At 54.8% G+C, this 20,277-nt stretch carries 16 protein-coding genes; 14 read left to right on the top strand and 2 right to left on the bottom strand.

Translation table 11 applies throughout. The features are described 5' to 3' along the window. Nucleotides 1-8: 8 nt before the first annotated feature. From HZS79_RS03840 to HZS79_RS03795, 10 genes are all read left to right on the top strand, one after another. The gene (locus HZS79_RS03840; protein ID WP_162217162.1) at nt 9-404 is read left to right on the top strand and encodes a response regulator; all 396 of its coding nucleotides are present in this window, start codon (nt 9-11) and stop codon (nt 402-404) included. An 11-nt stretch (nt 405-415) separates the two neighbouring features. Next, entirely contained in the window at nt 416-1,213 is a 798-nt protein-coding gene (locus tag HZS79_RS03835; RefSeq protein ID WP_179927092.1) for a YaiO family outer membrane beta-barrel protein, read from the top strand. After that, the gene (locus HZS79_RS16935; protein ID WP_179927091.1) at nt 1,203-2,336 is read left to right on the top strand and encodes a HEAT repeat domain-containing protein; all 1,134 of its coding nucleotides are present in this window, start codon (nt 1,203-1,205) and stop codon (nt 2,334-2,336) included. Before HZS79_RS03835 ends, HZS79_RS16935 begins: the two co-directional genes overlap by 11 nt. Further along, the gene (locus HZS79_RS03825) at nt 2,336-3,760 is read left to right on the top strand and encodes a glycosyltransferase family 2 protein (protein WP_202932241.1); all 1,425 of its coding nucleotides are present in this window, start codon (nt 2,336-2,338) and stop codon (nt 3,758-3,760) included. Before HZS79_RS16935 ends, HZS79_RS03825 begins: the two co-directional genes overlap by 1 nt. 889 nt (nt 3,761-4,649) lie before the next feature. Then, nucleotides 4,650-5,945, top strand: coding sequence for an NAD(P)/FAD-dependent oxidoreductase (locus HZS79_RS03820; RefSeq protein ID WP_179927090.1), 1,296 nt, complete (start codon nt 4,650-4,652; stop codon nt 5,943-5,945). 50 nt (nt 5,946-5,995) lie between these two features. After that, nucleotides 5,996-7,342, top strand: coding sequence for a glutamine synthetase family protein (locus tag HZS79_RS03815; RefSeq protein ID WP_162217166.1), 1,347 nt, complete (start codon nt 5,996-5,998; stop codon nt 7,340-7,342). Between the two features lie 107 nt (nt 7,343-7,449). Next, complete coding sequence (locus tag HZS79_RS03810; RefSeq protein ID WP_162217167.1) at nt 7,450-8,553, top strand: polyamine ABC transporter substrate-binding protein; 1,104 nt, start codon at nt 7,450-7,452, stop codon at nt 8,551-8,553. A gap of 127 nt (nt 8,554-8,680) precedes the next feature. Then, a complete protein-coding gene (potA, locus tag HZS79_RS03805; protein WP_179927357.1) occupies nt 8,681-9,808 on the top strand; it encodes a polyamine ABC transporter ATP-binding protein in 1,128 nt (375 codons plus the stop codon). A 78-nt stretch (nt 9,809-9,886) separates the two neighbouring features. Continuing rightward, nucleotides 9,887-10,798, top strand: a complete 912-nt coding sequence (locus HZS79_RS03800; RefSeq protein WP_179927089.1) for an ABC transporter permease subunit — start codon at nt 9,887-9,889, stop codon at nt 10,796-10,798. Between the two features lie 2 nt (nt 10,799-10,800). Continuing rightward, nucleotides 10,801-11,631 (top strand): ABC transporter permease subunit, encoded by an 831-nt coding sequence (locus HZS79_RS03795; protein ID WP_246311401.1) that lies wholly within the window; start codon nt 10,801-10,803, stop codon nt 11,629-11,631. A 39-nt stretch (nt 11,632-11,670) separates the two neighbouring features. Here the strand turns inward: HZS79_RS03795 and HZS79_RS03790 are convergent, their stop codons facing one another. Further along, the gene (locus HZS79_RS03790; RefSeq protein WP_162217210.1) at nt 11,671-13,089 is read right to left on the bottom strand and encodes a sigma-54 interaction domain-containing protein; all 1,419 of its coding nucleotides are present in this window, start codon (nt 13,087-13,089) and stop codon (nt 11,671-11,673) included. A 199-nt stretch (nt 13,090-13,288) separates the two neighbouring features. Here HZS79_RS03790 and speB point away from each other — a divergent pair, with 199 nt between their 5' ends. The 4 genes from speB to HZS79_RS03770 all read left to right on the top strand — a co-directional run bounded on the left by speB (nt 13,289) and on the right by HZS79_RS03770 (nt 18,889). Beyond that, entirely contained in the window at nt 13,289-14,239 is a 951-nt protein-coding gene (speB, locus tag HZS79_RS03785; RefSeq protein ID WP_179927088.1) for an agmatinase, read from the top strand. Between the two features lie 136 nt (nt 14,240-14,375). Continuing rightward, nucleotides 14,376-15,758 (top strand): YjiH family protein, encoded by a 1,383-nt coding sequence (locus HZS79_RS03780; RefSeq protein ID WP_162217171.1) that lies wholly within the window; start codon nt 14,376-14,378, stop codon nt 15,756-15,758. Nucleotides 15,759-15,769: 11 nt separating this feature from the next. Beyond that, on the top strand, nt 15,770-17,422 hold the full coding sequence (locus HZS79_RS03775) for a 5-guanidino-2-oxopentanoate decarboxylase (RefSeq protein WP_179927087.1): 1,653 nt from the start codon (nt 15,770-15,772) through the stop codon (nt 17,420-17,422). Next, the gene (locus HZS79_RS03770; protein ID WP_179927086.1) at nt 17,423-18,889 is read left to right on the top strand and encodes an aldehyde dehydrogenase family protein; all 1,467 of its coding nucleotides are present in this window, start codon (nt 17,423-17,425) and stop codon (nt 18,887-18,889) included. It begins immediately after the preceding gene. On the opposite strand, the gene HZS79_RS03765 is transcribed toward HZS79_RS03770, so the two are convergent. Next, nucleotides 18,886-20,091, bottom strand: coding sequence for a CaiB/BaiF CoA transferase family protein (locus HZS79_RS03765; protein WP_179927085.1), 1,206 nt, complete (start codon nt 20,089-20,091; stop codon nt 18,886-18,888). The genes HZS79_RS03770 and HZS79_RS03765 overlap by 4 nt on opposite strands. Nucleotides 20,092-20,277: the final 186 nt, after the last annotated feature.

The raw sequence follows: 20,277 nt of genomic DNA, 5'->3' as shown, positions 1-20,277 counted from the left end.
GGATGCCTATGCCATCAGCGACTGCCACCATCTTAATGGTTGAGGATGAAGAAGATATTGCCTTTCTTTTGCGCTTTATCCTGGAGCGCAGCGGTTATCGTGTCGAGCATGCTGAGGACGGCAAGCAAGCACTCGAGCGCATTGCGTTAGGGGCGAGTAGTAGCCAGGTTCCAGCGCTTGTTCTGCTGGATATTATGCTTCCCTACCATGATGGCTTAGAGGTTCTTGCTCGGCTGCGTGCGCAGCCTGTCTGGGAAGACGTGCCAGTATTGATGTTAACTGCCAAGGCGCGGGAGGCAGATATTGTTCGTGCGCTAGAGCTGGGGGCAGACGACTATGTCACCAAGCCGTTCCAGCCAGACGAATTATTGGCGCGTTTACGCCGCTTTTTGCGGAAACGCTAAGAGGAGCACTGATGACACACGCTTACTGTGCGATTGGCAAAGGCAGCAGAGCTTTGGGGTGGTTGCTAGGACTGTGTGTGCTGGCCTTGACAGCTGCTCCATTAGCAGCCGCCAGTGATGCCAGAACTGAAATGGAAGTCTCGCAACGCTACGAGCATCTAGACAGCGGATTCTCTTCCTGGCAAGCCCAGCGTCTTGATGCCCAGCATCGAACGGCTGCTGGATTAACATGGTATGGCGCTGCCCTACGGGAGCGCCGTTATGGTGAGTGGGATGAAGGTGTTGAAGCAGGGGCTGCGATACCACTAGGGCAATACTGGGTGATTCAGCCCGAAATGGGTAAAGCCTTTGACGCCGGTTTTCTGCCAAGCTGGTACGCAGACCTGCGTATACAGCGCTTATTGCCTGACGGCTGGTTGGGGCACGCTAGTCTACGCCGTACACAGTATGACGACTCTCAGGTTGATCGGCTCGCACTAGGAGGTGAGCGCTATTGGGGAAATTGGCGTGGCGCTTATACCCTGAATATCAGTGATGTTGAGGGCGCAGGCACGCCAGTAGGCCATGCCTTAGCACTAGATCACTATTACAATGACTTAAGCTTTGTCGGTATGCGTGCCAGTATTGGGCGCGAGGAAGAGGGGCTGCCGGATGGAAAAGTCTTTACCTCTTCGGTTTCCAGCTTTGGAGTACGTGGCCGCCACTGGCTAGATGCCCATTGGGCTGTTGCTTGGGATCTTGGTTGGCTAAGTCAGGGGGATATTTATAATCGCTACGGCATACAGTTAGGCATACGTCGTGCCTTCTGAGCTTTATACATTGGTTGAGTTGTTTCAAGCGGCTTTTCAGCAACTCACCGTTATGCCCTCAGATCCTGCCCTACGGCTTGCTATTTATAGTGCTCTGGCGCTCGCCGTGCTGACGCTGGCAGTGATGCTAAATGTGTTGGTGCTCGCTGATTTGGCCGCTAGGCGTGAACGGAGGCGAGCCGCCTTTGCTCAACGATGGCGCCCAGTCGTTACTGCTTGGAGTATGGGAGAGCGTGTCGAATTGCCGCTGTTAGCTCAGCAGCGCCAGGAAGAGCGCTTCTGGTTATTGCTGATATGGGTGAACTTTCAGCGCCAACTTCGCGGGAGTACCAAAGAGAGGCTCAATACATTTTTTAACCACCTGGCGATGGATAAGTATGTGGTGACGCTTCTCGATAGCAGAAAGGTGCATCGGCGGCTGTTGGCACTTACCTGTCTGCGCTACGTAGAGGACGAGCGGCATTGGGTGTCGGTCGCACCGCTGGTAACGTCATCCAACGCGATAGAGAGTCTTGCCGCCGCAGAGGTGTTGGTGGCAATGAACCCAGCCCGCGCTATGCGCTTTCTCGTCCCCTTTTATGTGCAGCGCCGAGACTGGGCGTACCTCCGTTTTAAGTCACTTTGTAAACAGGCTGGACGAGCGGCCACAGATCCACCGCTTATCGCGGCGCTACAGCAAGCATCATCTCCACGTATTGTGGCGCTCCTTGAGTGGGTTGTACCAGCCAACGCAGCAGGGTGGGCGAGACGTTGCCTAAGGCTTACACCGTTTTCTGCGCAGTTAAGCGATGAGCAGCGCGACGCCATGTGTGCATCGTTACGCTGTTTAGCAGAGTTACATGATCGACAAGATAGAGCCTTGATTATTAAGATGCTTGATCACCCACTACCGCAGGTGCGAGTGGCAGCGGTGAGGGCGCTTAAGCGTCAGGCAAAGATTGATGATGATGCACAATTTGCCCGTGTGCTCAGTGATTCTAACTGGTGGGTACGGCAGGCGGCGGCAGATGCGTTAGTGGCGTTACCGGGCATCGATATGCCCCATCTGAATGCTCTATACGAAGGACTACAGGATCGTTATGGCCGTGATGCGTTGCGCCGTGCAATAGTGGAGATGCGTTGATGGAAAGCTGGCAAGCTGCGCTGAGCATCGACTGGGTTTGGTGGGGGCAAGTAGGCTTTATTGGCTACTTTGTACTGCTTAATGGTGGTTATCTAACGCTCAATGTACTATCAATGATTAGCCTTCGCCGCTACATGCGACAACGTTCTGAATTAGGTGAAACGGTTCCTTATCTTGGTGTTGAACCAGCGGTGTCGGTGCTAGTGCCTGCCTTTAATGAAGAAGCGACGATACGCACCTCGCTCTTATCACTCATGCAGCTACAGTATCCCGAGATTGAAATAGTCGTGATAAATGACGGCTCTAAAGATAACACGCTGGCAGTGATGAAAGATGCCTTTGAATTAGAAGAGTACCCGGAGCCGTTGCGACGCAGCGTTCCTCATCAAGAGGTGTTAGGTGTTTATCGTTCGCGCCGTTATAGTCACCTAAAAGTTATTGATAAAGTAAATGGCGGAAAAGCGGATGCTTTGAATGCAGGGATTAATGCAGCTAGGCATGAACTTTTTTGCGCCGTAGATGCGGATTCTATTCTGCAGCGAGACAGCCTGTTAAGAGTTGTTCAACCCTTTTTAGAAGATGAGCGAACGATAGCTGCCGGTGGCACGGTGCGCATTGCCAATGGCTCCCAAGTGCAGGGCGGCTATTTACTTGAAGCAGGAATTCCTCGGAGTCTCTTGGCACGTTTTCAAATAGTAGAGTATTTGCGCGCGTTCTTATTTGGCCGTTTAGGCTGGTCGCCGATGAACGCGGTGTTAATAATTTCAGGTGCGTTTGGTTTATTTAATCGTGAACGTGTTATTGATGTGGGCGGTTACAGTACCACTACTGTAGGCGAGGATATGGAGCTAGTGGTTAGACTTCACCGTTATCATCGTGAAAAAAGCATTCCATATCGTATTCAGTATTTGCCAGATCCTATTTGCTGGACAGAAGCACCGGAAGACCTAACCACCTTGGGTAAACAGCGCAGCCGGTGGCAACGCGGTTTGGCAGAAAGCTTGTCGCGCCATACCAAGTTGGCAGTGAGTAAGCGAGGTGGTGCGCCGGGGTGGCTGGCATGGCCTTTTATGACATTGTTTGAATGGCTTGGGCCATTAATTGAGTTGGCGGGATACATCTTTATGATCGTAGGCTTTAGCCTAGGTGTTATATCGCCAGTCGCGTTAATTGTCTTCATGCTAGTTGCCATTGGTATGGGGATATTGTTGTCGGTTAATGGCCTCTTACTCGAAACGTTATCTTTTCGTGTATATGCAAAACGTAGAGATATGTGGCGGCTTTTCTTAGTCGCAGTACTAGAAAACTTTGGTTATCGACAATTAAATACCCTCTGGCGCTGCCGTGGTTTATGGCAATGGTTTTCCCGTCGTAAGCACCAGTGGGGCGCCATGAAGCGCAGCGGACAGTGGGGTAAGCACTAGGTAGCTGCGCTCGCAAGCAGGCGAGCGCAGCGCGGAGAGGCTGGAAACGACCACGACGCTGTCACGGTCGGTTGGTGTATACGTTGAACGGCACTCAGCTGTCTGTGCTCGACGTGTAATGGGTATTAGGGTGGATCAGCAGTGTTTCTCGTGCCATACGGGACATTGAATCATTCTCATAGTGTAGTTGCTACCTCTCGGTCGCCTCGATGAGTGGCGACGCGTGACCGATATAGCTGGCAGCAGTGAAGACGCTATCGGTCCACTCCTCGTGTAATGTTCACCATGCCCCCTAGGCGATAGCCGGTAAACAGCGTGTTTTCCACGGACATGCTATGGGGAGCAGGCCTGTGAACGCTTCAGGACTCGGTGCAATGCCAAGAAAGCCAAGCATATTGGCGTGGATGGCGATCTGAGGAGTAAAATTAACGATTAAAACAAGTGTATTATTCGGTTGTTTCAATAGAACAAAGGCGCTAACTGGAGACAATGCGACATTGGTGGCGTGACCCTGGCAGGGGGGCTCCTTGGTCCGACCGATCAGTGGGTTGGAGGGTATAGAATAATCACCATTTATGGCATCGATGTCGCGCTCATGTAGTGCTGCATTGAGTGTTGGTGGAGTTTGGTTTAAGAAATTTGTTGCTTTTGAACGATCGGTTTGTTTTTTTTGTTTTAATTATTTAAATAATTGATATTAATGCGAAATAGTTTGATTTTTGGTGGCGGTTAGAGCATTTAAAATAAGAAAGTTGGTATCGAATACTTGACATCTGCCCCTGGCCTGATGACAGACTAAGCATAAGCCTCCTCCTGATGATGTGGTGAGTTATATTCAACAATAATAATGCTAATGGCCATGGTGCCATGCTCTATTAGGAAGGTCTGTATGACCACCGACGTACCACTCTATAGCAGCCCCCGCTCCTACTATCGCGATAGTGTGGCAGTGGAACTCGCCCCTTGTTTTCCCCTGAATAGTGATACCCGTGCTGATGTTTGCGTGATCGGAGGTGGCATCACTGGCTGTTCAGCGGCCCTACACTTGGCTGAGCGCGGTCACTCGGTGGTACTGCTAGAGGCCAGCGAGATTGGTTATGGTGCTTCCGGACGCAGTGGTGGACAGATCCTGCCGGGGCTCGGCACCGATATCGCTACCGTGGAACATGCCCTAGGTAACACAGCCGCCCGAGAGATCTGGGAGATGAGCCGCGAAGCGGTGCGCTTAACCGCTGATCTAGTGGCGCGTCATGCCATCCCCTGTGACCTTAGCTGGGGCTATCTGCATGCTGCGGTAAAAGCTCGTCATATCAAGGAGCTATGCGATTTCCGCGATCGCTTGGCTAGGGACTATGACTATCAAGCTTTGAGTTGGCTGGAAGGTGATGCTCTGCGTGAGCATGTGGTCAGCAATGCTTACCCTGGTGCGCTCTATGAGAGTGAGGCAGGCCACTTGCATCCACTCAATTACACGTTGGGCCTGGCCCGAGCCGCCCAGCAGGCTGGGGTGCGCATTCATGAGCAGAGCGCTGTGCTTGATGTGGAAGAGGGCTCTCCTGCTCGGGTGCGCACCGCCCACGGTTGCGTCACCGCCGACTTTGTCGTGGTGGCCGGTAATGCCTATCTTGGTGGGCTAATTCCTTGGCTGGATGGCCGCATCATGCGTGCCGCTAACTATATGGTTGCCACCGCCCCTCTTGACGAGGCCCAGGTTGCCCAGGTGCTACCCCAGAACGACGCCTTGTCAGATGCCAATTTCGTCCTCGACTACTACCGGCTTAGCGGCGATCGGCGGCTGATCTATGGCGGCGAGGTCAGCTACGACGGTCGCGAACCCCGCAGCCTGCAGGCGCGCATGGACGCCAAAATAGCTCGACTTTTCCCTGTGTTGGCGGGGGTGCCCATCGACTACCGCTGGGGTGGCGATGTGGCCATCACTTTTAACCGAGCCCCAGACTTCGGGAGGCTGGGTACTAACCTCTACTATGCCCAGGGTTACTCTGGCCATGGCATGGCGCTTGCTGGGCTCGCTGGAAAATTGATGGCCGAGGCCATCGACGGCCAGAGTGCGCGCTTTGATACGTTTGCTGCCATGCCGCATCGTCGCTTCCCTGGCGGTGAGCGGTTGCGCACTCCGTTGTTGGTGTTGGCCACCGCCTTCTACAAGCTGCGCGACCGACTATAACGAAAACGTGGGCGGCGGAATCCACCGCTGTGCCAAGACACGAGGCTGTTATGAAAGATCTTGAGAGTTGGCTCAAGGAGCACCAGATTACTGAAGTTGAGTGTCTGGTTAGCGATATCACCGGCATCGCCCGGGGCAAAATCGCCCCATTCTCAAAGTTTGTTGCCGAGAAGGGCATGCGCCTGCCCGAGAGTGTGCTGCTGCAGACCGTTACCGGCGATTATGTAGAAGACGATATTTACTATTCGCTGCTCGATCCAGCGGATATCGACATGATCTGCAAGCCGGACCTCTCCGCCGCCTTCCCAGTGCCCTGGGCCTTGGAGCCTACCGCCCAGGTGATCCATGACTGCTACGATAAACAAGGTAATCCTATCGAGCTCTCCTGTCGTAACCAGCTCAAGAAGGTGCTGGCGCTCTATGAGGCTAAGGGCTGGAAACCGGTGGTGGCGCCGGAGATGGAGTTTTACCTAACCAAACGCTGCGAAGATCCTGACTTGCCGCTGCGGCCGCCCATTGGCCGTAGTGGGCGTCAGGAGACTGGCCGTCAGTCCTTCTCTATCGATGCTGCCAACGAGTTCGATCCGCTGTTCGAAGACATGTATGCCTGGTGCGAAGCCCAGGGGTTGGATATTGACACGCTTATCCATGAAGAGGGAACTGCCCAGATGGAGATCAATTTCCGTCATGGCGACCCATTGGTGCTGGCGGATCAAGTGTTCCTATTCAAACGCACTATGCGTGAGGCCGCTCTGAAACATGATGTGGCCGCCACCTTTATGGCTAAGCCGGTGACCAACGAGCCGGGCAGTGCCATGCATATTCATCAGAGTGTTCTGGATGCCGCCACAGGACGGAGTATCTTCTCCAACGACGACGGCACCATGAGCGAACTCTTATTGCACCATATTGGTGGCTTGCAGCGGTTTATCCCTGAGGCACTGCCGCTGATGGCGCCTAACGTTAACTCCTTCCGCCGCTTCCTGCCTGATACCTCGGCACCGGTCAATGTGGAGTGGGGCGAGGAGAATCGCACTTGTGGTTTGAGGGTGCCCGACTCCACGCCACACAACCGCCGAGTGGAGAATCGCCTGCCCGGTGCCGATGCCAATGCCTACTTGGCCATCGCGGCGAGCTTACTGTGTGGTTATATCGGTATGACCCGTGGCATCAGTCCCACAGCACCGGTCCAAGGGCGAGCCTTTGAACGGCGCAATATGCGGCTGCCTTTTACCCTGGAGCATGCGTTGGAGCGTATGGAGAATTGTGCCGAGCTGGAGGAGTACTTGGGAAGCAAATTCCTACGTGGCTATGTAGCGGTGAAGCGGGTGGAAAACGAGAACTTCAAGCGCGTAATCAGCTCCTGGGAGCGGGAGTTTTTGCTGCTTAGTGTATAAAACTCGGCTGTGCCGGAGGCCGGTTCGTTGAGACTTCTACGAAACGCATCGGCTAGACTGAAATATAGGTTCTTTTGATCCAACAAAAACAACATTGAGGTGCTGAGATGATCAAGCAACACAAGCTGTCTGTGGCGGTGGCGACCGTTTCCCTGACCTTGGCTGCTACAGCCGTTCAGGCCAATGAAGTTCGCGTCTATAACTGGTCAGACTATATTGCCGAGGACACCCTGGAGCGCTTTACCGCTGAGACCGGTATCCGTGTGACCTATGATGTCTATAACAGTAATGAGGTGTTGGAAGCCGCACTGTTGTCGGGGCGTTCCGGCTACGATGTGGTCGTACCCTCCAATCACTACCTGACCCGCCAGATCAGTGCTGGCGTTTATCTGGAGCTGGATCATGATCTGATCCCCAATATGGTCAATCTCAACCCGGACTTAATGGACGACCTGGAATATGTCGATCCAGGTAGCACATATTCGATCCCGTACATGTGGGGCACCAATGGCATCGGCTACAACGTTGAGCGGGTCCATGAGATCCTTGGCGACGATGCACCGGTGGACTCCTGGGCGCTGATTTTTGACCCCGAGATTTCTTCTGCGCTTAACCAGGGGGGGTGCGGTATCTCGGTGCTCGACTCCGGCGATGAGATGCTGTCCCCAGCGATGGCTTATCTTGGCCTATCGCCGCTCTCTGAAGAGAGAGAAGACCTCGAAGCTGCTGGTGAGTTGATCGCCGCGGTGCGCGACAATATTACCTATTTCCACTCGTCACGCTATATTTCGGATCTGGCCAACGGTGATATCTGTGTGGCCGCTGGTTACTCCGGCGATATCTTCCAGGCTGCCGACCGCGCCAAGGAAGCAGGGCGCGACTTCACCATTCAGTACACTATTCCTAAGGAGGGGGCGGCGCTGTGGTTTGACATGATGGCGATCCCCGCCGATGCGCCGAACCCAGAGAACGCGCATGCCTTTATTAACTTTATCCTCGAACCGGAGATCGCCGCCAGCATCACCGAGTATGTGGTCTATGCCAACCCCAACTTGGCGGCCAACGAGTTTTTAGATCCTGAGATTCTCAATGATCCGGCGGTCTACCCAGACCAGGAGGTGATGGATAATCTCTACGTCGCAGAAGAGAAGCCATTAGCGGTTCAGCGCATGCGTACGCGCATCTGGAACCGGGTGAAGTCCGGCAGCTGATCGTGTGCCGCCCCTTGGTTAGCAATGGGCGGCTCTTGCTCTTCTGGAGACTAGTGCTATGACTCAACCTATGACCCTGACTAATCCCTCGACCGACATCAGACACCAGCTGCCCGCTGAGCAAGAGATGTCGTCCACGACGGGCAAGAAGAGTTCGCGTGTCCAGAAGGAGACGCTGATGGAGATACGCCGCGTCAGCAAACGCTTCGATGAGGCGTTGGCGGTGGATGACGTCAGTCTGACCATTCGCCGTGGCGAGATTTTCGCGCTGCTGGGCGGCTCCGGTTCTGGTAAGTCGACACTGTTACGAATGCTGGCCGGTTTCGAGAAACCGTGTGAGGGGCAGATCCTGTTGGAGGGGAAGGACATCTCCCGCACTCCCCCTTATGAGCGGGCCATCAATATGATGTTTCAGTCTTATGCACTCTTTCCGCATATGACGGTGGCCGAGAATATTGCCTTTGGCCTTAAGCAGGACAAGTTGCCCAAGGCGGAGATTCGCGAACGGGTCGCCGAGATGCTCAAACTGGTGCATATGGAGGGCTTCGCCAAGCGTAAGCCACACCAGCTCTCTGGCGGTCAGCGTCAACGGGTTGCCCTGGCTCGCTCCTTGGCCAAGCGCCCCAGTCTGTTGTTGCTGGATGAGCCCATGGGGGCGTTAGATAAGAAGCTGCGCACCGAGATGCAACTGGAGGTGGTTGAAATCCTCGAACGGGTCGGGGTGACCTGCATCATGGTAACGCATGATCAGGAGGAGGCCATGACCATGGCCGACCGAGTAGCGATTATGTCTGATGGCTGGATTGTTCAAGTAGGATCTCCCGTTGATGTCTATGAGAGTCCGGCCAACCGCATGGTGGCGGAGTTTGTTGGCACCGTGAATCTGTTCGCTGGGGAGATCGTGATGGACGAGGCGGATTGCTGTGTTATCGACAGCCCCGAATTGGGGCGGCGTATCCGCATTGATCACGGCATTAGTACCCCTGCTGATGAGCGTGGTGTCTGGGTGGCGGTGCGCCCAGAGAAGACCCTGCTAAGCCTTGAGCAGCCAAAGGGTGATTTTAATTGGGCCGCGGGGACGGTGGAGGATATCGCCTACCTAGGGGGGCTCTCGGTCTACTACGTACGCACCGAGCAGGGGCATTTGGTGAAGGTTAGCCTAGCCAATACCACTCGGCGCAGTGAGCGCCCTGGCTGGGATGATGAGGTCTATATCCACTGGGATGAACGCAGCGCGGTCGTTCTACGCGACTAGCCTGTGTGATTAGCTCTGTGTGACTGGCTGAGGCGACTCGCTGAGCCTGGCTGCCCCGTTCTCGACAGGAGACCTGTTATGTCTGCCCCAATCTCGCAACGCCTGCAGCGGTGGTTCAGACCCCGCCGAGGCTGGGTCATCGCTGTACCCTTACTGTGGCTGACCCTGTTCTTTCTGTTGCCCTTTGGCATCGTGCTCAAGATTAGCTTGTCCGAAGCGGCTATCGCTATTCCGCCCTATAGTGCCATCGTGAATGTCGGCGCCGAGACGGTGAGTCTGGTGGTGTCCTTCAGCAACTACCTCTTCCTGATGTCCGATAGCCTCTATGTGGCGGCTTATTGGGGCTCGCTGAAGATAGCGTTTGTGGCGACTCTGGCCTGCCTGCTGATCGGATACCCCATGGCCTATGCGATGGCCCGAGCGCCTGCTCACTGGCAGTTGGTATTGCTGTTGTTGGTCATGCTGCCCTCCTGGACCTCTTTTTTGATCCGGGTTTATGCTTGGATGGGCATCCTAAGCAACAATGGGCTGATCAATAACACCCTGCTTTGGCTGGGGCTGATCGATTCGCCGATTCGCATGATGAACACCAACTTTGCGGTAATCCTCGGCATTGTCTATGCCTACCTGCCCTTTATGATATTGCCGCTCTACGCCAACCTGACTCGGCTGGATGGCTCATTGCTTGAAGCGGCCTCAGACCTGGGCTCGCGCAGCTTTAATACGTTCCTCAAAGTGACCTTGCCGCTCTCCAAAGGTGGGATTATCGCTGGCTCCATGCTGGTGTTTATTCCGGCGGTGGGGGAGTACGTGATTCCTGAACTGCTAGGTGGCCCCAATACAGTGATGATTGGCAAGGTGCTGTGGGAGGAGTTCTTCAATAACCGCGATTGGCCGGTGGCGTCAGCGTTGGCGATGGTGATGTTGGCTTTGTTGTTGATTCCCATCGCGCTCTTTCATCGTTACCAGTCCCGTGAGCTTAAGGAGTGACCATGAGAAAGCCATCCTTTACGACGGTAATGCTGATCCTGGGGCTGTTATTCCTCTACCTGCCGATGCTGGTACTGGTGTTCTACTCCTTTAACTCCTCACGGTTGGTGACGGTGTGGGCGGGCTTCTCCGGACGCTGGTATATCGAGCTGTTCCGCGATCAGCAGATCCTCAATGCTGTCTGGACCAGTCTGCGAATCGCCTTCTTCTCGGCTAGTATGGCGGTCTGCCTGGGGACACTCGCCGCTTTCGTAATGGTTCGTTTCGGCCGCTTTCGTGGCAAAACGGCACTCTCCAGCATGGTCACCGCCCCCTTGGTGATGCCGGAGGTGATCACCGGCCTGTCGTTGCTGTTACTCTTTGTGCATATGGCTCAGCTGATTGGCTGGCCCGCGGATCGCGGGATGGCGACCATCTGGATCGCCCATACCACTTTCTGCAGTGCCTATGTGGCGGTGGTGGTCTCCTCACGGCTGCGTGAGGTGGATCTCTCACTGGAGGAGGCGGCGATGGATTTGGGGGCGCCGCCAGTGAAGACCTTCTTCCAGATCACCCTGCCGGTGATTGCCCCAGCATTGGCTGCTGGCTGGTTGCTGGCCTTTACCCTTTCCCTGGATGATCTGGTCATCGCCAGCTTCGTTTCCGGGCCTGGGGCTACAACGCTGCCCATGGTGGTCTTCTCCTCGGTACGCCTAGGGGTCTCGCCGAAGATCAATGCTCTCGCTACCCTGATCATCCTAACGGTGTCGCTGGCCACCTTCCTGGCCTGGTATTTCATGCGCCGTAGTGAGGCTAAGCGTCGCATAGCGATGCGGATGCAGCAGGAGGGGTGAGCAGCGTCATCACGTGAGAAAGATGTATCAGCCTAAGCACTAGGTAGTGATTTTAATGCCATAGCGCTGCAGCCTGCGCACCACGCTGGATTGGCTGATACCTAGCCGTTCAGCGATGGCATACGTGCTGGGGAGTGTTTTGCTCAACGCTTCCAGTGTGTCGCGTTCCAGCCTGGCGAGGTACTGTTTTAGGGTTTCATTCGGCGCTAAGGGGGCTGCCGAAGATGAGGGGGCGATATTCGGCAGATTAGCAGGAGGCTGATCCGTATAGGGATGGGGGTTCGGTGCTTCAATTTGGTCGGTTGGGCTGGATAGCCAAGCTCTTTCTAGCCAGTTTTCAAGCTCGCGAACGTTGCCTGGCCAGTCACTTCCCATCAACGTTGACCACACTTGATTACCCAGAATTTTTTGCCGCCCGTAGCGTTGGTTAAGGCGTTCCAAACAGGCTTCCACGAGATCAGGAATGTCTTCTCGGCGGTCACGTAAAGGAGGAAGCGTGACAGGTATAACGTTGAGACGGTAGTAAAGATCCAGACGGAATAGGCCTGCTTCTACTTGTTTCGCTAAATTCTGGTTCGTGGCGACGACTAAGCGAAAGTCTACTTTGCGTGGCCGCGTATCACCTAGTCGGGTAAGGCTTCCGTCCTGGATGACTTTTAGCAGCTTGGTTTGCATTAATAGCGGAAGCTCACCGATTTCATCGAGAAACAGTGTGCCGCCTTCCGCCTGCTCTAGTAAACCTGCTTTTCCTTGGCGAGCCGCGCCGCTGAACGCGCCTGGCTGATAGCCAAACATCTCAGACTCAAATAAATTTTCGGGAATGGCTGCACAGTTAACCTCAATAAAGGGGCCATTGTTGCGTTGACTCCAACGATGAAGCTGCTTGGCAAACGCGGTTTTACCCACGCCCGACTCTCCTTGCATCAGTACATTGGCGTCTGAGGGGGCGACTCGTTTGAGAAGCAAGGCGACTTCACGCATAACGTGGCTTCTCGCCTGCAGGTTATCCAGCGCATCGTCCAGCGCTTGTTCCTCGGCATCGGGAGCTGCTTGGCTGCGCTTTAAGTGTTCACTAAAGCGCTTCTGGAGTAGTGCATATTCGTCTTGTAGAAGCTGTAAATCGGTTAAGTCTCTGGAACGGCTGATAACACGCTCCAATTTTCCATTTACAAAGACAGGGTAGGCTTCAGCAATCACGCGGCGTCCGGTGCCCGTTACCTGCATAAGTTGTGCTGGCTGGTGGGTGCGCATCACTTCTAAGGTGATGGATGGCTTCAATATGCCTGTTTGCTGAAGTTGGTAAACGCTACTGCCTAGCAGCTCTTCCCGTGGCGCGCCATAAACGGCTTCAGCGCCGGGGCTGATATCAAGCACTTGACCCTCTCCGCTGACAATAAAGAAGTGATCGTTAGCGGTTTCCACAATGGTTTTCAGCACGCACTTATCGATTTCACTCACGGTTATCATCTCTTGATTCATTTTTGCATTAATGATTCATAATTGACTTAAGTGTACGTTGTTTTGATTCATTATTGCATCAGTGATGGCTAAAAGCCCTATTATCAGGGCATTCAGAGACTTGGCATGGTCTGTGCAATGTAGTCGCTATCAGTACGCAATACAGCGCTACAACATAAACAACGCCAGGGAGATCTGTATGTCTGACTTTAACCAGCCACTCGGGGGCAATAGCATGCCGCGCTTTGGTGGACCTGCCACTATGATGCGTTTACCCGCCCAGGAAAGTGCTGCTGGCTTAGATGCTGCTTTTATCGGTATTCCCATGGATATTGGTACGTCTAACCGTCCAGGGACTCGCCTTGGCCCACGTCAGATTCGTGATGAATCTCGCATGCTTCGACCCTATAACATGGCGACCCGTGCTGCACCGTTTGAAAGTTTACAAGTGGCTGATATAGGCGACGTGCCCATCAACACGTTTCATCTGCCCAAAAGCGTCGACATCATCACGGCCTTTTATGATGAGGTGCTTAAACACAACTGCATTCCGCTAACGCTGGGTGGCGAACACACCCTGACACTGCCAATTCTACGTGCCATGGCTAAAAAGCATGGGCCGGTGGGGCTAATTCATATCGATGCCCACGCCGATGTGAATGAGCACATGTTCGGTGAACCAATCGCCCATGGCACGCCGTTTCGTCGCGCCCAGGAAGAGGGCCTGTTAGCCCACGGCAAGGTAGTACAAATCGGCCTTCGTGGTACCGGTTACGCCGCCGAAGATTTTGATTGGTGCCGAAGCCAGGGCTTCCGCGTCGTGCCTGCTGAAGAGTGCTGGTATCGCTCGCTGGCTCCCTTGATGGAAGAAGTGCGCGAGCAGATGGGCGATGTGCCTGTTTATATCAGCTTCGATATCGATGGTTTGGATCCTTCCGTTGCTCCAGGGACGGGAACGGTCGAGATGGGCGGACTGACCTCAGCCCAAGGGCTGGAAATTGTTCGCGGTGCGGCAGGGCTGAACATTGTCGGCTGTGATCTGGTAGAAGTGTCGCCTCCTTATGACCTCAGCGGTAACACGGCATTAATGGGAGCCACACTATTGTACGAAATGCTCTGCGTGCTGCCGGGCGTGAAGCACAGTGATTAACCTGCCCTGAGATAGCTAACACATAAAAAGCGCTTACCTGACAAGGCGCTAATGATCAAAGAAATGGCAGGCTGCTTATTGCCTGCCAGGATGCCGCCAACCCACCTCTAATAATCACTTCCAATAGGTGAAATGTATGTCTTACTCTCAAGTAAAGTCGGAAGAACCGACGTCTCCGGCGGAGATCCCCCGCGCGCATTTATTGAAGTTTCTTATTCCATCGTTGATCGGGGTACTGCTGTTTCTAGTGCCTTTTCAAGTGGGCGACTCCATTAACATTGGCATGGGCCTGATGGCGGATGGCTTGCAAACGCTATTGGGGGCAGCACTACCCGCCCTTGCGGTAATCATTCTCTGTCTCTCGGTGGTGGTAACGCTATACGCCAAGCTCGCCAAACCTGCTTGGGCAAAAAGTGGCCCCTTTCACGATATGTTTGATGTAAGCGCTATTTGGGTCGTCATGCGCATATTAGGCGCGATTTTTGTCCTCATGACCTTTTTTCAGTTCGGCCCTGAGTTCGTCACCGCCTCGTTTACCGGTGGCGTCATGCTGAATGATTTGGCCCCGGTGCTGCTAACGTTCTTCTTTTTTGCTGCGGTGCTGCTACCGTTTCTGGTTGAGTTCGGCTTTATGGAGTTCATCGGTACGATGGTGCGTAAACCGTTTCGGGTGATTTTTAACCTGCCAGGACGCAGTGCTATCGATGCCACCGCTTCGTGGATGGGGTCGGGCACTGTGGGGGTTCTGATCACCGCTCAGCAGTACGAACAGGGTTACTACAACGGCCGCGAAGCGTCCGTGATTGCGACCAACTTCTCTGTTGCCTCCATCGCCTTCAGCCTATTAGTGATTAATTTCGTCGATATTAACCACCTTTTCGTGCAGTTCTACTTCACGGTGGTAGTGTCAGGCTTGATCGCCGCAATCATCGTGTCGCGGATTCCGCCACTTTCGCGTAAATCTGATGACTACTATGAGCCGGTCGGCTGTCAGCTAAGTGAAGAGCGTAACGAAAAAGTGGGCCTGTTTCGCTACAGCCTTTTGCAAGCCACCCGCCGAGCAGGCAGTGCGCCGGGGCCGCGCGAATTAGGACGCATAGCGCTACTCAATGTGATTGATATCTTCCTGACACTGTTACCGCTGGTGTTTGCGATCGGCACTGTCGCGCTGATCTTAGCCGAGTTTACTCCGCTGTTTACCTGGCTCTCTTACCCCATGGTGCCGGTGCTTGAGTTGCTGCGTATCCCTGAAGCACAAGCAGCGGCTCCTGCTACGCTGGTAGGGTTTGCCGACATGTTCTTACCGGCGGTGCTGGCGACGAACATTGAAAGTGAGCTGACCCGCTTTGTCATCGCCTGTCTCTCCATGACGCAGCTGGTGTACATGTCTGAAATCGGTGCGCTGCTACTCAAATCGAAAATTCCCATCAAGTTCTGGGAACTGGCAGTGGTTTTCTTGCTGCGTACCGCGATTACACTGCCGATTATTGCCTTTATGGCCCACACATTTTTCTTCTGAGAGGGCCTGTTATGAACGCTGACGCAATCCGCAATCCATCAACGATGACCTGTGCCGAGCTGTTGATCCGCCTGCTGCGCGAAACCTATGGGGTTCGAACTCTGTTTGGTATCCCAGGCGTGCATACGGTAGAGCTATATCGTGGGCTGGAAGGCAGCGACGTGCAGCATATAACCCCGCGCCATGAGCAGGGCGCAGGGTTTATGGCCGACGGCTATGCCCGTGCCAGCGGTCAGCCTGGGGTATGCCTGATTATCACTGGCCCAGGGATGACCAATATTGCCACTGCCATGGGCCAAGCATTAGCAGACTCTGTCCCCATGCTGGTGATCTCCAGCGTGAGTCGTCGGGATACGCTGGGGCTAGGCCAAGGTCGGCTGCATGAGCTTCCCAGCCAGCAGCAGATGATCAGTGGCGTGGCGCGGTTTAGCCACACGCTATTAGATGCCAGTACGCTACCTGACGTGCTGGCACGCGCCTTTGCGATCTTCAATGGTGCGCGCCCAGGCCCAGTGCATCTTGAAATTCCGATTGATCTGTTCAATGCGCCAGTGAAGGCTCCGGCCAGTTGGCAAGCGCCAACGCTTTACCGAGCAGCGCCTGACCCAGAAGGGCTTGCCGAAGCCGCCCGCTTGTTACAGGCAGCGAAACAACCCTTGGTGCTGTTAGGTGGTGGCTGCGTGGCAGCGCCAGATGCTGCGCGGTCATTGGTGGGGAAGCTAGATGCCCCCACGGTGACGACTATCAACGCCAAAGGGCTACTAGGCCGCGACCACCCGCTGGATTTGGGCGCGAATGCCGCGCTGCCAGCGGTGCGCGAACTGGCGGCCAATGCCGATGTGATTTTGGCGGTGGGTACCGAACTCGGCGAGACCGACTACGACGTCGTATTTGACGGTGGCTTTCACCTCAACGGCAAGCTGATTCGTATTGATATCGACCCCGAACAATTGGTACGCAATCAGCGTGTAACGCTAGGGCTAGTTGGCGACGCTGGGCGTAGCTTAGAGCTGCTACTCGCTCACTTTCCCGACCCATTGAAGCGCAGCGGTATTGAGCGAACGTCGGCGGCTTTGGGTGCGCTGAATCTGGTTAACGATCCGGCTTTTAGCGACTTCGTACCGCTTTATAAAACCCTAGCAGACTACTTGCCCGAGGCGATTTTAGTAGGCGACTCCACCGCGCCGGTGTATGCAGGCAACCACCTAGTCAGCCAGCCAGCGCCAAGGCGCTACTTCAATGCCTCTACCGGCTACGGCACCTTGGGCTATGGGCTACCAGCGGCGTTAGGTGCGCAGTTAGCTCGCGCTGACCTACCCGTGGTGGCGCTTGTCGGTGATGGTGGGGTGATGTTCACTCTGTCTGAGCTTGCTACCGCGGTGGAGGAGCGCCTGCCGGTGGTGATTGTGCTGTGGCACAACGCAGGCTATGAGGAAATTCGCCGCTATATGGATGCCAATGGTGTGGCTCGTTTGGGCGTGGACATTCAAGCCCCCAACTTTCTCACCTTAGCCGAAGGGTTTGGTTGCCCAAGCGTGCGGGTTGAAGGCCCTGAGGAGCTTGCAAACTCACTCGCTAAGCGCGTTTCAAATGGCCCGTTACTGATTGAAATAGACGCGGCTGCTTGGCAGCGTGCGTGCAGAATTTCCGACCAGGATAAGTAGATGCCGTTACTCAACCAGAAGTTTATCAATCAGCAGTTCATCAACAACCAATGGGTTGCCTCAGCTGGCACGCGCCTGCTCGATGTGATGAACCCTTATCGCGAAGAACGTATTGCTCAGGTCACAGCGGGGGACGCAGCAGATGTTAACGCTGCCGTTCAAGCCGCTCAGCAAGCGCTACCTGCTTGGCAAACGCTGGGTGGAACTGCGCGTGCAAAGTACCTAGATAGCTTTGCCGATGCGTTGGAGACCCGCCGAGAAGCGCTTATCACTCTGTCAGCCACTAATAACGGCAAACCGCTAGCTGAAGCAGGCATTGACCTGGACGACGCGATTGCCTGTTATCGCTATTACGCTAAGCAGGCCAAAGCACTGGATGCCCGCCAAGGCGAGTTGGTTAGTGTGGAAATGGAGGGCGTTGAGGCACGTACGTATCATGACCCGGTGGGTGTCGTTGGGCTGATTGCGCCCTGGAACTTCCCGCTGGTGACAAGCGCCTGGAAACTGGCGCCCGCGTTGGCGGCAGGCTGTACCGCAGTGCTCAAGCCGTCAGAGGTAACGCCGCTCCCCGAGTTGGCGCTGGCAGAAATTGCCCTGGAAATTGGCCTGCCTGCGGGTGTGTTGAACCTGCTTAATGGTGACGGCGAGGGTATTGGCGCACCGCTAACCAATCACCCAGGTGTTGATAAAATCTCTTTTACCGGCAGTAATCGAGTCGGCGAAGCCGTTATGCACGCTGCTGCCGTTCGCACTGCTAGTGTCTCCCTAGAGCTAGGTGGAAAATCGCCGATTCTGGTAATGGAAGACGCCGACCCATCTCAAGCCGCCGACTGGGTAATGGCGGGTATCTACTTTAATGCTGGGCAAATCTGTTCAGCGACTTCGCGCTTACTGGTACATGAAAGCGTGGCAGAAGCTCTCTATACCGCCCTGGCGGAGCGGATGGATGCGCTAACCCTGGGCGACCCACTTGCTGAAGGCACTGACTTAGGGCCAATGACCAGCGCTAAGCAGCGCGATGCGGTACAGCGTTATTTAGACTTGGCTGAACAAGAAGGCCTGACGGCCGTGCGCGATGTTACCCATCGCACGTTACCCACGCAGGGCTACTTTTTAGCGCCGACGCTTTACCGTGATGTGCCGCTGGAAAGCCGCTTGTGGCAAGAAGAAATTTTCGGCCCAGTGCTCTGCGCGCGCAGCGTTACCAGCGAAGAAGAGGCGATTAAACTCGCCAACGATAACGCTTATGGTCTTGCAGCGACGGTGATTAGCGGCGACCCCGCGCGGGCAAAGCGCATTGGCCGTCAGCTAAAAGCCGGTAGCATTTGGTACAATAGCGAGCAGCTGGTGCTGCCTGAAACCGCCTGGGGTGGCTTCAAGCGCAGCGGCATTGGTCGTGAACTTGGCCCCTGGGGCTTAAGCGCTTACCTCGAAGTGAAACATGTGATTGGGCCGAGATGCCCCTAAATAATGCCCGCTTGACGCAGCTTGGCACGGGTTTCCTGGTCAATGCCTAGCTCATCCAGCACATCGTCGGTATGTTGGCCGAGCGTTGGGCCGCCATCGCCGAGTCGCCCTGGGGTAGCGCTAAGTTTGGGCAGTATGCCTGGCACTTTTAATGGTTTGCCGTTGGGGCGAGTGAAGGTCTGAATCATCTCACGCGCCAAGTAGTGAGGATCAAAGGCGATATCTTCAGCGGTATATGGGTAGCCTGCGGGTACACGAGCGTCATCCAGGGCCTGCAAAATAGCCTCCCGTGGGCGCTCTCCGCTCCAGGCTTGAATTGCCGCATCAATCACCTCGGCTTGCTGGCTGCGGCCATCGTTGTGGGCCAGCGCTGGGTCGTTGGCCAAATCGTCACGGCCAATCACGCCCATCAAGCGTTTAAAGATGCTGTCGCCGTTACCAGCAATGAGCACGTAATCGCCGCCCTGGCAGCGGTAAGCGTTAGACGGCGTGATGCCGGGCAGGGCGCTGCCGCTGGGTTCGCGCACGTGGCCGCTGGCATCGAATTCCGGCAGCAAGCTCTCCATCATGGCAAATACCGACTCATACAGCGCCACGTCAATCTCTTGCCCCAGACCGCTGCGGTTGCGCTCTTGCAGTGCCATTAAGGTGCCAATAACAGCGTAAAGCGCGGAGAGAGAGTCACCAATGCTCACCCCCACCCTTACGGAAGGCTCCCCCGGCTGGCCGGTGAGGTAACGTAGGCCGCCCATGGCTTCGCCCACCACACCAAAGCCGGGCTTGTCACGGTAAGGCCCCGTTTGTCCGTAGCCGGAAATATGCACCATGATTAGCCTTGGGTTGCGCTTAGAGAGTGCTTCCCAGCCTAGCCCCCAGTTGTCTAACGTGCCGGGGCGGAAGTTTTCCACCACCACATCGGCTTCGGTGGCGAGTTCGCGTACCAGGCCTTGACCCTCTTCACTGCGCAAGTCCAGCGCCACCGAGCGCTTGTTACGGCTCTGTACGTGCCACCAAAGGGAAGTGCCTTCCTCAATCATTCGCCATTTGCGCAGTGGATCACCGGTGCCGGGTGGCTCGATTTTAATGACATCAGCACCAAATTCACCCAATAGCTTGGTCGCAAATGGGCCTGCAATGAGCTGACCAAGCTCAATGACTTTCAGGCCTTCTAAAGGAAGCTGGCGTGCTTCAGTAGCATTCATTAAGGCTTTCCTCATCGTCTCTTTATCATTATTCATTACGTTTAAGGCGAGTGAATGGTGTTGTCTAGTCGCTGAGAGTAAGTTTATTGCCCCACTGGCATGATGCAACGGGGCTCATGTGTCAGTTATAAACAATTAAATGCTAATTAAACATGGCTTAAAGGCAGTGTTGGCATGAAAAGCTTT

The sequence above is a fragment of the Vreelandella zhaodongensis genome, assembly GCF_013415115.1.
GTDB classification, from domain to species: Bacteria; Pseudomonadota; Gammaproteobacteria; order Pseudomonadales; family Halomonadaceae; genus Vreelandella; species Vreelandella zhaodongensis.
Note: the sequence above shows the minus strand (reverse complement) of the source record. Positions and strands in the feature narration are given on the sequence as shown.